This window comes from Pseudomonas sp. 1152_12, from assembly GCF_052850675.1.
The window spans coordinates 354,457-366,592 of sequence record NZ_VXCW01000005.1 but is presented as its reverse complement, the minus strand read 5'-3'; the positions used below and the strand labels follow the sequence as shown (position 1 = coordinate 366,592).

Here is a 12,136-nt window from a genome sequence, read left to right as displayed (position 1 = left end):
GTCGAAACGCTGAGCAACGCGTAAGCTTGTCAGCGCCTCAACAGGTCGCTTTTCAGCGCTAGCGGGCAGCCAGGCCGAGCACGTCCTGCGGCTTGATCAACCGCGAGCTTTGAATCAGGAAATCCGAATGCCGCCGCCCCAGCAGGTCGACGCCCACAAAGGAACGGCCGCTCTGTGGGTCATACGTGACGACGGTATCGCCAATACGACCCGTATAGTTCTCCACCAGGCGCAAGGAGACTCCTAGCTCTTCTGCCAGTGTCGTCAGATCAATCGTATCTTCGCCACTGACGAAATCCATGAGCCGGTCAGGGTCGTAAGCGCTCGAGTCACTGACCTTGTCATATTTGAACGTATTTCTACCGCCCACGCCCCAGAGCTCATCACCACCGCCACCGCCGGTGATGACGTTGTTCACAGCGTTGCCTATGATCCGATCTCGGCCTGAGCCGCCGATCGCATTCTCCAGCGTGACGCCTTCAGCTATGGCGACGTTATTGCGCAAGCCGCCTACGCTGGAGGCTGAGTTATGGCGCAAGTCGATGACCTGGTTCTGCGTGAAACCGGAAAAGTCCAGGGTGTCATTGCCGCCGGTGTCGCGAATGTCGAAGTTGGGGGCGCTGCTACCGGCATGCAGGCTGCTGGCCGTATCACCGGTGTTGGCGTTGAATCCATAGACGGTATCGTGCGGGTCGGCGCGACGCTGAGGTGTCGGCTTGCGACTCAGTTTGGGTTTCAGTTTCGTCACTGCCTCGCCGGTGACGATGTCACTGGCCTGAATGCCCCCCACGCTCTTGAGGAAAAAGTCGGCTTGGCCTCGCCCCGTCAGGTCAAGGCTCAAGCTGCCGTTGCCGCTGCGCGGGTCATAACTCAGGACGATCTCGCCTGCGCCCCCCGTAAACTGCTCAACCACCTTGAAATGCTTGAGTGAGGTGTTTTTAAACAGGCCGCGCAGGTCAATCTTATCCACCCCGCTGGCGAAGTCGAGGATTTCATCAGGTCGGCTGGGCGTGGAGTCACTCGCCCTCTCGTAAACAAAAATATCCGCGCCGCCGCCGCCTCTTAGCCGGTCTGCACCGCCGCCGCCACGGAGCCTGTTGCCAACCTCATTACCCTGGATGTCGTCGTCGCCCGGACCGCCGATGGCGTTTTCCAACACAACGCCCTTGGCAATGGAAACGTTGCCCTTCAAGCCACCCACACTGGAATACGATTCAGCGTGCAGATTGATTTTCTGATTCTGGTAAAAGCCGGAGAAGTCCAGCGTGTCATTACCACCACCGTCCCATATTGAAAATAGAGCGGTGTCGTTCGCGTCTTTAAGATTGAAGGCACTGGCGCCGGCAGTGGCGTTAAAACCATAGGTGGTGTCCGTATTCCGGGTCGTTAAGTTGGCACCGTAGGGTTGCTGCGCCGCTGCAATATCATCTTTCATAAGCATGGAAGGTTCACGGCACAGAAAATCATGACCCGGTTGATTGGTTTCGCGCCAATAACTCATTACGCTGTGGGCTCTGGTGTCTTGCTCATAAGGCGTATCGGCATAACTGCCCACACCTTTACCATAGTTACCGGGGTGCCCGAGACCAATGGCATGCCCCACTTCATGAACAGCGGTTAATAAAAAATAATCGCCATTTTGCGGCGTATCAGAAGCGCCCTTAGTTCCGATAGTGGTGGTCATGTCAGCGTGATACCAATCAGGCAAGTGTGACCTCCCACCACTGGTTTCAGGGTTCGCTTTGATTGTTATTGAACCGTCCGCGGACGCTGAGGATTCTTTGAATACAATGTTGATCACCTCTTGCCAGGCCTGCAGCGCTTTGCGAATAGCGGCTTTCTGTTGTGCAGAGAACGCTGGGTCAAGGGTGAAAGACAATTCGATTCTTCCGTCCCCATTACGATCGTAATGCCGGTATCCACCTCGCAGTATCTGCCTGGCGGCCTCATCTGTAGTGAAAGAGGCTTTTTTGACCGAACCTTTAAACATCGGTGCATGATGGTTAACAACCGAATTGGCAATTCTCATAAACATCCTTTGAAAAACTTTATAATCAGCCTGAACAATAGGCCATGGCCGCGACGCCCTAACTAACCGCGGCCTTAAACTCCCACAGAGAAACACCTAGCACCAACCCGATAGTATTTCACTTTCAAACATCCAAACGCCCACCAACACGCCCATCGCCCGCAAACATAGGAATAGGTAGAACGGGGTGCACATAAAAACCTACAATTACACATCAACTTAAACATCGCCCGAACCCAAAACCCGACGCCTCGTTTTCATATAAAAGCGTCACCGGTTCAGGTCGTCTTGTTGAAACCGCGGGATACGCCCATTCAACGACGGCCAGTACCCGTACTGACCCGCCCCCGCCCATACACTCGGTTCGCGCAGTAAGGCCAGGATCGCTTGCGAAGCGATGGCCACCGCGAGTGTTTGGCCAGGGCATTGATGGCTGCCCGCACCGAAGCTGAAGATTCGCCGATGGGGGCGTTCAAGCACAAAACGGTCTGGGTCGGGGTTCGCCTCGGGGTCCCGATTGGCAGCAGCCAGTAACACCAAGATGGTGTCGCCCTCGTGTAAAACGCTATTGCCAATCGAGCAGCGTGCGGCCACAAAACGCCGGGTGTTCTGTACCGGCGAATCGTAGCGGGCAACCTCTTCCACCAATGCTGTCACCGAGACCGGCACGCGCTGAAGGTATTCAAGCAGGTCGGGCCGCCGAGCCAGTGCTACCAACGTATTACCAATCAGTCCGGCACTCGCTTCGCACGTTTGGCACAGCAACCCGATCAGGTTGGCGGTCAGTGCGCCCGGGTCGGCCCAGGCGCCGCCGATAAGCGTCTTGAGTAAACCTGTCTGCTCAAGCCCAGCACTGACCATCTGCCGCAGGTACACAGCAGCCGCGTCGGCATGACGCAATTGCGTTGTGCTGCTCAGCGGCGAAAGGCAAGCGACAAACATGCGTGTCTGATCGGCGACGGTGCTTAACCGATCACTGGGCACGCCCAGCAGAGACCCGACCACCGCGACCGGCAACGTGAACATCCAATCGTCCAGGTTATGCATGCAAGCCCCGAGTAGCTTTACCACCCCGGCAATACGCTGCGCATCCACAGTGGCCAGCGCGGGCTCGACCACGGCCCTCGGGCACTGGTGGGCCACCCCTTCGTTCATACGCATTAGCTTTGAGAACACCTGCCCAGCCGCACCGCTCGCGATCGCCGCAGGTACCGGCTCGTGTGACGGGCGCACCCGACAGTCGGGATGCATCAGCACGGCTTCGACCGCCTTTGCCGTACTGGCGACCCACAGTCCAAGGGAAGCATCGAACCCCAGCGGCGCGTTGCGTCGCAGGCTTGCGTAGTAAGCGTAAGGATCTGCGTGGGTAGCAGCTTGCAGCGGGGTCATTTGGCACTTCCTGTTCACAAAAGAAGCGTTACTATCGGCTCTCACACACGGTAACGATTCGCCCAGGAACGAAATATGAACGCCCATGACGATGACGCCGCGCTCTCACAAGTAGCGGGCGCGATTGCAGAGCCTGCGCGAACGAAAATGCTCTGTTCGCTGATGGACGGCCACGCGCGTACCAGCACCGAGATGGCGGCGGTTGCCGGAGTGAGCACGTCCACCGCCAGCGCCCACTTGGCCAGGCTAAAGGACGATGGGCTGCTTAAGTTGCACACGCAGGGGCGCCATCGCTACTACAGCCTGGCCGGCCCGCCAGTAGCACATGCCATCGAGGGTTTGATGGTGATCAGCCGCACTGCCAGCAAAACGTTCGTCTCAAAGACACCCAATCGCCTGCAATTCGCTCGCACCTGCTACGACCACATGGCAGGCACACTCGCGGTACAACTGCATGACCATTTCATCGAGGCCGGCTGGCTGATGGGCGACGGGGTTTATCAGCTCAGCGTGCCCGGTGAAACAGCGATGATCGAACTGGGCGTCGATGTGGCGGCATTACGTACGCAGCGCCGACATTTCGCCTGTGCGTGCCTGGACTGGAGCATGCGCCGCCCACACCTGGCCGGTGCGTTGGGCGCGGCATTTCTGCAGAGTGTTATCCGCCGTAAATGGGTGACCCAGGACCTGGACAGTCGAGCATTGGGGTTAACAGCCAAGGGACGCAAAGCCATCGCAGAGCGCTTTGGAATTGAGACCGTGGGGCAATAAAGATCAACAGAGGGTGATGCCGTGTTCAAAGAATCCGGCCATCCCACGCCACCGTCACATGCCTGGGCAACGCCTGCTGATGAGTCAACAACCATGCATCCAGCGTATGCCCCACGTGCGTCAGCACGCCCAATTGTGCGCCGGTGTCCTCAATGCTCTGTAACGCCAGCGTCAGGTCATTGTGATTGCGCGGTGCTTGCCGCTGCGGCGGCATGGCGCAATCGAGCACCAACACATCCAGCGGCTCGTGTTGCAACAGGGCCAACGTGGCCGGCAGGAAGCGCTCAGTGAGTTCGGGCAACCCGCTGTCGATCAACCAGCGCTGATCGCCAACGCGCTGCACGGCTGGCGGCGCAGGCTTGCATCGCTGCGCGCAAGATCGCAGGCAGCGCACTCGCAGCCATACGCCGGAACTTGGCGCGCGTCGCCCGTGCCGAGCAAGGTCAGGCGCATGCCGAGTGCCCATGGTCAAGGCAGCACAGCAAGCGCTCGACGGTGTGTTCAAGCGGGCCGGAATTGTCCAGCACAAACAACCCCGAACCACTGCCCGCAATCAGCTCAGCGGTGAACCGCGCATTGCGCGCCAGGCGCTCTTCGATCTGCGCCTCGGACTCACGCCCGCGCGCCATCAGGCGCTCACGTAACACAGCTTGATCAACCGTCAGCAGCAACACCAGGGATGTCGGATAGCGCTCGCGGGTCTGCGCCAAATGCGCGCGGGAGCCATTGACCAGTACGTCGTCCCCCGCTGCCAGCCACGCGTCGACTGCCTTGGGAATGCCATAGCACAACCCATTGGCGTGCCAGCTGAGAGCAAACGCGCCCTCGGCCTGCATCGCGGCGAACTGCTCCGGGCTCACGCCTTGGGCCGCCTCGCCCACCGCCTCGGCCGAGCGAGTGATCACACGGCGCACAATGTGGCAGCCGCGCTCGACCAAACGCGGGCGCGCGGCATCCAGCAGGCTGTCCTTGCCCGAACCCGATGGCCCGATGAGATAGATCAACCTGCCTGCCATCAAAACAACCTCTTGGCTTATTTCACCACGATCAGTCAGGCCCGCTGCATGTGCAGGCGCCAGGCCGATCATCTTGACCGCCCGCGACAAGCTGCCGCCGTCCCGTTGGTCGGCCAGCGCGAACAGAGCCTGTAACAGGCTGCCCGGCGGCGGCCACATTACCCGAGTGCGCCCCACCGCGCACCACGTTCGGCGCGACCATCAAGACTTTCATGTTCAGCGCCTGACAGCCCTTCGCCGCTTCAAGCGTAGTGGGGAATTTGGCGATGGTCATGCCGTAGCGCACCGACGCTTCAACATGAGTCAACGTCGCGTCGTCAGAGGCTTGGTGCTGACGCACGCTGAACAAGACTTTCCCTACGCCGAGTCGTTTAACCGCTCTGCATTATATGGACCGAGCCGTACGCACGGGGGGCCAAGCCCTGCCGGGTTTCCCATTGCCTGGTCGACCAACCTGCGTACGGCTCACCTGTTTGATGCAACGTTGCCATTAGGACCTGCCCTACACAGATTTCGGGGTGCGTCCGATCAACCTCGCCGTGAACCTTCGCGGGTCGCTGCAAAATCAGCGAACGGGTGTGGAAGTGATCGTGGCGACTCCTTTAACGCCAGGAGTGACCGCATGAAAAAAGTCACACCTACGCCCTCCGCCCTCCGCCTCGGATAACCCCCCGCCCCGACCTCAGCACCGAAGTTGCCTTGAGCAGTGCCACCGAGATGCTCGAGTCGGCGACTGCGCACGCGTACGACTGCGCCGAACACCTGGATGGCTCAAGCCGCAAGCAGGTGCTGGCGGTGGGTCAGGCAACAAATGCCTGGCTGATAGGCCGCCATCGCGGGACAGCCCGGCTTCCACATTGGCTTTCCTGGGTTAGCGAGATAGCATTCCGAATCGAAAATAAAAAAGGCGACCTATCCAGGTCGCCTTTTGTCATTGCGCGTACTGCTTGCTCAGCCCCGGCGGCACGCCGTGCACGTCGGTCTCCTCCCATGGCCCATTCGGGCTGATGGAGCGGCTCCAGCCGTTGCTCCAGCGGTAGTAAGTGCGCTGGCGATAGAAAGTGTCGGGTTGTTCTTCCAGCACGTACACCTGCATCTTGCCGTCCCAGTGGCTGGCGGCGCCCGGTGGCGGGGCGAAGGTCGGCGATTTGCTCGGCAGCGGTTTCGGCGACGGGGTTGCCGGGCTTGAAGGTTGGGTGCCCGGCTGGGTCGACGGGCCCGACGGTGGGATGGTCGGGCCGGTAGGCGCGGGAGGTGGCCGGTGGACCGCACAAGCGCTCAAGCCGAGTACCAGGCTGAGCAAGGTGATGCGTGCAAATGCGGTCATAGGCGTTTCCTCAAGTTACTTGTCCGGACTGTCGATGGTCAGCTTCTGCAAAGCAGTGGTGGAGCTGGCCAGGGGTTGGCTGCGGCCGATCCACTCGCCAGTGGTCGGTTGACCGGCCCGGGATATGCGCGCAACCAGTTGGACTTCGGCGAAGTTCGACAGTTTCAACTGCGGCATCATCGCGTCCGCATCGCCCAGTTCAACGGTAACCGGCAACTGCGCGACGGTGACGCGCTTGGCCGCCAAAGGCGCCGGTGGGCCGGAGACCGCGCGAGCAAAGATGAAGACGCTGTCGGTTGGCAGGGCTTTGGCCTTCACTTCGGCGGACAGGTCCACACGTACTTTCAGAACAGTCTTAGGCGCTTGAGCGACAGTGCCACCGCTCTCCTTGAGTTTTTCCGCTGCGCGATCAATCCCGCCTTGCAGCGCGATACGGGAGCTATCTTCCGCTGGCAACTGCGCCAACAGGCGGTTCCAGTAGTCGATAGCCTCCTGATAGCGCTGGCCTTCAAAGGCAGCAATACCCAGCAGGCCAAGGCTGGTGACTTCCTTCGGGTCCAGCTTCAAGGCTTCATCGGTCAGCGCCTGCACCTTGGGCGACCACTGCTTGTTGTCGGCAAAGTACTGCGCTTGCGCCCATTGGCCGAGCAGTTCCGGCTGGCGGCCAGCCAGGGCCACGGTGCGCTCGAAGACTTTGGCTGCATCGGCCGAACGGTCCTGGGCCATATAGGCGCGCCCAAGGAAGTACAGGCCTTGCGGCGAATCCGGCTGGGCCACCGCAGCGCGCTCCAGACGTTGGGTCATGTCTTGCATAGACACCGGCGGTTGGGAGAACTCGCGGGTCAGTTCGACCTTGTCGCTGGACCCATAATGCAGGTACAGCGCAACGCCCAAAATCGGCACGAGAAAAGCCGCCAAAAAAGGCAACGGCTTACCCAAGCGCGATTCGCGAGGTTTTTCCACACCTTCAGTGTCGGCCAACAATTCCCGGGCCGCTTCGGCGCGGCCGGTGTCGAGTTGCGCGGCATTGAGCACGCCCTCGTCCTGCTGCACTTGCAACTCGGCCACGCGTTCCTGGTAGAGCGCCACGTTCAGCGCGGTGCGATCCTCTTCGCGTTGGGCGCGGCGGCCGCGCAGTACAGGGATCAACAGGAAACTCAGGGCAATCAGGAGCAGCAACCCTGCTGCGAGCCAAAAATCAATCATCAGTCTTGGTGTCCAGCAATTGGTCGAGGCGTTTGCGCTCATCAGCGGAGAGCGCGTCGGAACCATCAGTAGGTGCGGCGCGGCGACGGCGGATAATCACGGCCATGACCACCACACCGGCTAACAACAGCCCGGCAGGGCCGAACCAGAGCAGCGCGGTCTTGCCAGTGAGGGCCGGTTTATAGCGCACAAAATCGCCGTAGCGGTCGACCATGAAGTCGATGATCTGCTGGTTGTCCTTGCCCTCCCCCAACATGCGGAAGATCTCTTTGCGCAGGTCGGCGGCGATGGGCGCGTTGGAGTCGGCGATGTCCTGGTTCTGGCACTTGGGGCAGCGCAGTTCCTTGGTCAGTTCGCGAAAACGTTCACGGTCACCGTCCTTGGCAAACTCGTATGTGTCGATGGCGGCGTGGGCCATGCCGGCCAAGCCCAGCGCCAGCACGGCAGCGGCTAACAAACGCTTCATGGCTTGGCCTCATCGACCAGCGCCTGGTACTTGGCGGCCAGCTGCTCACGCCAGACCACTTCGTCGATCACGCCGACGTACTTGTCACGGATCACGCCCTTGGCATCAATAAAGAAGGTTTCCGGGGCGCCGTACACGCCAAGGTTCAAACCGAGGTTGCCGTCTTCATCGCGGATATCCAGCTGATATGGGTTATGGAATTGCGCCAGCCATTTCAAGGCCGCTGCATTATCGTCCTTGTAGTTGATGCCATAGATCACCACGCCCTTCTCGGCGAGTTTGTTCAGCACCGGGTGTTCGACGCGGCACGAGATGCACCAGGTCGCCCACACGTTGACCAGCGCCGGTCTGCCCAGCAGGTCGGCCTGGGTGAGGGTCTTGTCACCCTGCACGGTCTTCAGGCTGAACGCCGGAAATGGCTTGCCGATCATTGCCGAGGGTAGCTCGGCCGGGTCCAGGTACAAGCCGCGATACAAAAACACCGCCACCACCAGAAAAGCCGCCAGCGGCAACACCATCAACCAACGCTTCATGCCGCCGCTCCTGAAAGGCCGAGGGCTTCACGCACCCGGCTCTTGACCTTGACCCGATAACGCCGGTCCAGCGCGGCCAGCAAACCACCGAAACCTGTGAGCAAACCGCCGAACCAGATCCAGCGCACGAACGGTTTGACGTGCACGCGCACGGCCCAGGCGCCGTCGCCCAGCGGTTCACCCAGCGCCACATAGAGGTCGCGGGTGAAACCGGCGTCGATGCCGGCCTCGGTCATCATTGAGCTTTGCACGGTGTACAGGCGTTTTTCCGGATGCAACACGGCCACTTCCTTACCCTTGCGCACGACACGCACAGTGCCTTTGTCCGACGTGAAGTTCGGCCCTTCAAAGTGCTTGGCGCCTTCGAAGATGAAGTGGTAACCGGCCAGGTCCATGGACTCACCCGGTGCCAGCCGCAGGTCGCGCTCGGCGCTGTTCTGGCTGGAGAGCACCACGCCGAGGGCGCACACGGCGATGCCGATATGGGCGATCTGCATGCCCCAGTAGCTGCGGGTCAGGGTTGGCAGGCCTTTGATCAGGCCTTTGTGGCGGGTCTTGTCGGCGATATCGCGCACGCCAGCCAGCAATACCCAGGCAGCGAGCAGGAAGGTGGCGAGCACCGCCCAATTGAAGTCGCCGTAGGCAAAGCCCGCGATCACCGCCAGGGCCACACTGCCGAGCAGCACCGGCATCAACATGCTCACCAGCCATTTCACCGGGGTGTCTTTCCAGCGCACCAGCATGCCGACTGCCATCACCACCATCAACAGGCCCATCAACGGGATAAACAACGCGTTGAAGTACGGCGGGCCCACGGACAGCTTGGCGCCGCTCAGGGCATCCAGCACCAGCGGGTACAAGGTGCCGAGCAGGATCATCGACGCGGCCACCACCAGCACCAGGTTATTGCCCAGCAGCAGGGTTTCCCGCGACCACAGGTTAAAGCCGACCTGGCTCTTGACCACTGGCGCGCGCAGGGCGAACAGGGTGAGTGAGCCGCCGACCACAAACAACAGGAAGATCAGGATAAACACGCCGCGCGCTGGGTCGGAAGCGAACGCATGCACCGAGGTCAACACACCCGAACGCACGAGGAAGGTGCCGAGCAGGCTGAGGGAAAATGCGGCGATGGCCAGCAATACAGTCCAGCTTTTGAACACGCCGCGTTTTTCGGTGACCGCCAGCGAGTGAATCAGCGCGGTGCCCACCAGCCATGGCATGAACGAGGCGTTTTCCACCGGGTCCCAGAACCACCACCCGCCCCAGCCGAGTTCGTAATAGGCCCACCATGAGCCCAAGGTGATGCCGATGCCGAGAAAGGCCCAGGCGACGATGGTCCACGGCCGCGACCAGCGTGCCCAAGCCGCATCGAGGCGCCCGCCGAGCAAGGCGGCGATGGCGAAGGCGAAGGCCACCGAGAAACCGACGTACCCCATGTAGAGCATCGGCGGGTGCACGATCAGGCCGATGTCCTGCAGCAGCGGGTTGAGGTCATGCCCGTCCACCGGGATCTGCGGCAACATGCGGCTGAACGGGTTGGAGGTCATGATCAGGAACAACAGGAAACCGATGCTGATCATGCCCATCACCGCCAGCACCCGCGCCAGCATGACTTGCGGCAGTTGGCGCGAGAACACTGACACAGCGAAGGTCCAGCCGCCGAGGATCAACGCCCATAGCAGCAAAGAGCCCTCGTGAGCGCCCCACACAGCGCTGAACTTGTAGTACCACGGCAAGGCGCTGTTGGAGTTGTTAGCGACATAGGCGACGGAAAAATCGTCGGTCATGAAGGCGTAGGTCAGGCAGCCAAATGCGAACAGCAGGAACGCAAACTGGCCCCAGGCAGCGGGCTGCGCCAGGCTCATCCACAGGCGGTCGCCGCGCCAGGCGCCGAGCAGTGGCACGATGGCCTGGACGACGGCAAAACACAGGGCGAGGATCATCGCCAACTGGCCCAGCTCCGGAATAAACAGTGCGGACGTCATTAACTCAGCCCTCCTTGGCAGGTGTTGGAGCCGACTGGCCGCTGTCTTTCAGGGCCTTGGTCACTTCCGGTGGCATGTATTTCTCATCGTGCTTGGCCAGCACCTCATCGGCCACCACCACGCCGTCGGCGTTGAGCTTACCCAGGGCAACGATGCCTTGGCCTTCGCGGAACAGGTCCGGAAGGATGCCGCGATAGGTGATGGTCACAGCCTTGTTGAAGTCGGTGACCACGAAGGTCACGTCGAGGGAATCGCCGGAACGCTTCAGCGAGCCCTTTTCGACCATGCCGCCAGCGCGGATGCGTGTGTCGACAGGTGCTTCGCCATTGGCGATCTGGGTTGGGGTGTAGAACAGGTTAATGTTCTCCCGCAGGGCACTCATCGCCAGGCCCACGGCAATACTCACACCCGCCAGGATGGCAAGGATGATCAACAGACGCTTTCTACGCAGCGGATTCACTTATCGGTCTCCCGGCGCAAACGACGCGCCTCTTGTTGCAGGTAACGCTTGCGGGCCAGAATCGGCGCGGCGACGTTGAGGGCCAGCACTGCCAGGCAAATGCCATAGGCCGTCCAGACATACAGGCCGTGATGGCCCATGGCGAGAAAATCACTGAAAGAGGCAAAACTCATCCACGCGCTCCCAGGCTGTTGTGCACTTCGGCCTTGACCCAACTGGTGCGGGCTTCACGTTTGAGCACTTCCAGGCGCATGCGCATCAACAACACGGCGCCGAAGAAGCAGTAGAACCCCAGCACCATCAGCAGCAGCGGCGCCCACATTTCCACGGGCATGGCCGGCTTCTCGGTGAGGGTGAAGGTGGCGCCCTGGTGCAGGGTGTTCCACCACTCCACCGAGTATTTGATGATCGGGATGTTGATCACGCCGACAATGGCCAGTACCGCGCAGGCCTTGGCGGCGCTGTCGCGGTTACTGATGGCATTGCCAAGAGCGATCAAGCCGAAGTACAGGAATAGCAGGATCAGCATTGACGTAAGGCGCGCATCCCACACCCACCACGAGCCCCAGGTCGGTTTGCCCCAGATCGCGCCGGTGACCAGCGCCACGGCGGTCATCCAAGCGCCGATGGGCGCGGCGCATTGCAGGGCCACGTCGGCCAGTTTCATCTTCCACACCAGGCCGACCACGCCGCACACGGCCAGCATCACATAGCAGGACTGCGCCAGCATCGCCGCAGGCACGTGGATATAGATGATGCGAAAGCTGTTGCCTTGCTGGTAGTCCGGGGGCGCGAAAGCCAGGCCCCAGACCAGGCCGGTGCCGATCAGCAAGAGGGCGGCGATGCTCAACCACGGCAGCAGCTTGCCGCTGATGCCGTAAAACCACTTGGGCGAGCCGAGCTTGTGAAACCAGGTCCAGTTCATTGCTGTTTCCATCACGGTGGCCTCTTGTC

At 60.9% G+C, this 12,136-nt stretch carries 13 protein-coding genes and 2 pseudogenes; 2 read left to right on the top strand and 13 right to left on the bottom strand.

What is annotated here, in order from left to right; all coding sequences use genetic code 11:
* Positions 1 to 58 precede the first annotated feature (58 nt).
* Both FW764_RS12030 and FW764_RS12025 read right to left on the bottom strand, forming a co-directional pair.
* On the bottom strand, positions 59 to 2,029 hold the full coding sequence (locus tag FW764_RS12030) for a M10 family metallopeptidase C-terminal domain-containing protein (protein ID WP_446434109.1): 1,971 nt from the start codon (positions 2,027 to 2,029) through the stop codon (positions 59 to 61).
* Positions 2,030 to 2,299: 270 nt separating this feature from the next.
* On the bottom strand, positions 2,300 to 3,418 hold the full coding sequence (locus FW764_RS12025; RefSeq protein ID WP_446434108.1) for a cytochrome P450: 1,119 nt from the start codon (positions 3,416 to 3,418) through the stop codon (positions 2,300 to 2,302).
* A gap of 75 nt (positions 3,419 to 3,493) precedes the next feature.
* Between FW764_RS12025 and FW764_RS12020 the strand changes: the two genes are divergently transcribed.
* Positions 3,494 to 4,189, top strand: coding sequence for an ArsR/SmtB family transcription factor (locus FW764_RS12020; protein ID WP_446434107.1), 696 nt, complete (start codon positions 3,494 to 3,496; stop codon positions 4,187 to 4,189).
* 25 nt (positions 4,190 to 4,214) lie between these two features.
* Here the strand turns inward: FW764_RS12020 and FW764_RS12015 are convergent.
* The 3 genes and pseudogenes from FW764_RS12015 to FW764_RS12005 all read right to left on the bottom strand — a co-directional run.
* Positions 4,215 to 4,642 (bottom strand): annotated as a pseudogene (locus FW764_RS12015) (hypothetical protein).
* Positions 4,633 to 5,205 (bottom strand): phosphonate metabolism protein/1,5-bisphosphokinase (PRPP-forming) PhnN, encoded by a 573-nt coding sequence (gene phnN / locus FW764_RS12010; RefSeq protein WP_446434187.1) that lies wholly within the window; start codon positions 5,203 to 5,205, stop codon positions 4,633 to 4,635. Before phnN ends, FW764_RS12015 begins: the two are co-directional and overlap by 10 nt.
* 15 nt (positions 5,206 to 5,220) lie before the next feature.
* A pseudogene (locus FW764_RS12005) lies at positions 5,221 to 5,548 on the bottom strand (alpha-D-ribose 1-methylphosphonate 5-triphosphate diphosphatase); the annotation flags it as partial.
* Between the two features lie 374 nt (positions 5,549 to 5,922).
* On the opposite strand from FW764_RS12005, the gene FW764_RS12000 reads away from it, so the two are divergent.
* Positions 5,923 to 6,213 (top strand): hypothetical protein, encoded by a 291-nt coding sequence (locus FW764_RS12000; protein WP_446434186.1) that lies wholly within the window; start codon positions 5,923 to 5,925, stop codon positions 6,211 to 6,213.
* Here FW764_RS12000 and FW764_RS11995 read toward each other — a convergent pair.
* Genes FW764_RS11995 through FW764_RS11960 form a run of 8 tightly spaced genes read right to left on the bottom strand, consistent with a single transcriptional unit; the run spans position 6,137 to position 12,107 of the window.
* Positions 6,137 to 6,532 (bottom strand): hypothetical protein, encoded by a 396-nt coding sequence (locus FW764_RS11995; RefSeq protein WP_446434106.1) that lies wholly within the window; start codon positions 6,530 to 6,532, stop codon positions 6,137 to 6,139. The two genes, FW764_RS12000 and FW764_RS11995, sit on opposite strands and share 77 nt — an antisense overlap.
* Before the next feature lie 15 nt (positions 6,533 to 6,547).
* Positions 6,548 to 7,738, bottom strand: a complete 1,191-nt coding sequence (gene ccmI, locus FW764_RS11990) for a c-type cytochrome biogenesis protein CcmI (protein WP_446434105.1) — start codon at positions 7,736 to 7,738, stop codon at positions 6,548 to 6,550.
* Positions 7,731 to 8,204, bottom strand: a complete 474-nt coding sequence (locus FW764_RS11985) for a cytochrome c-type biogenesis protein (protein ID WP_446434104.1) — start codon at positions 8,202 to 8,204, stop codon at positions 7,731 to 7,733. Before FW764_RS11985 ends, ccmI begins: the two co-directional genes overlap by 8 nt.
* On the bottom strand, positions 8,201 to 8,737 hold the full coding sequence (locus FW764_RS11980; protein ID WP_446434103.1) for a DsbE family thiol:disulfide interchange protein: 537 nt from the start codon (positions 8,735 to 8,737) through the stop codon (positions 8,201 to 8,203). Before FW764_RS11980 ends, FW764_RS11985 begins: the two co-directional genes overlap by 4 nt.
* Positions 8,734 to 10,722: a heme lyase CcmF/NrfE family subunit gene (locus FW764_RS11975; protein WP_446434102.1), complete on the bottom strand. Its 1,989-nt coding sequence runs from the start codon at positions 10,720 to 10,722 to the stop codon at positions 8,734 to 8,736. The genes FW764_RS11980 and FW764_RS11975 overlap by 4 nt, the downstream gene beginning before the upstream one ends.
* Before the next feature lie 4 nt (positions 10,723 to 10,726).
* Positions 10,727 to 11,182, bottom strand: coding sequence for a cytochrome c maturation protein CcmE (ccmE, locus tag FW764_RS11970; RefSeq protein WP_446434101.1), 456 nt, complete (start codon positions 11,180 to 11,182; stop codon positions 10,727 to 10,729).
* Positions 11,179 to 11,355: a heme exporter protein CcmD gene (gene ccmD / locus FW764_RS11965; protein ID WP_071487711.1), complete on the bottom strand. Its 177-nt coding sequence runs from the start codon at positions 11,353 to 11,355 to the stop codon at positions 11,179 to 11,181. Before ccmD ends, ccmE begins: the two co-directional genes overlap by 4 nt.
* Positions 11,352 to 12,107 (bottom strand): heme ABC transporter permease, encoded by a 756-nt coding sequence (locus tag FW764_RS11960; RefSeq protein WP_446434100.1) that lies wholly within the window; start codon positions 12,105 to 12,107, stop codon positions 11,352 to 11,354. The genes ccmD and FW764_RS11960 overlap by 4 nt, the downstream gene beginning before the upstream one ends.
* Positions 12,108 to 12,136: the final 29 nt, after the last annotated feature.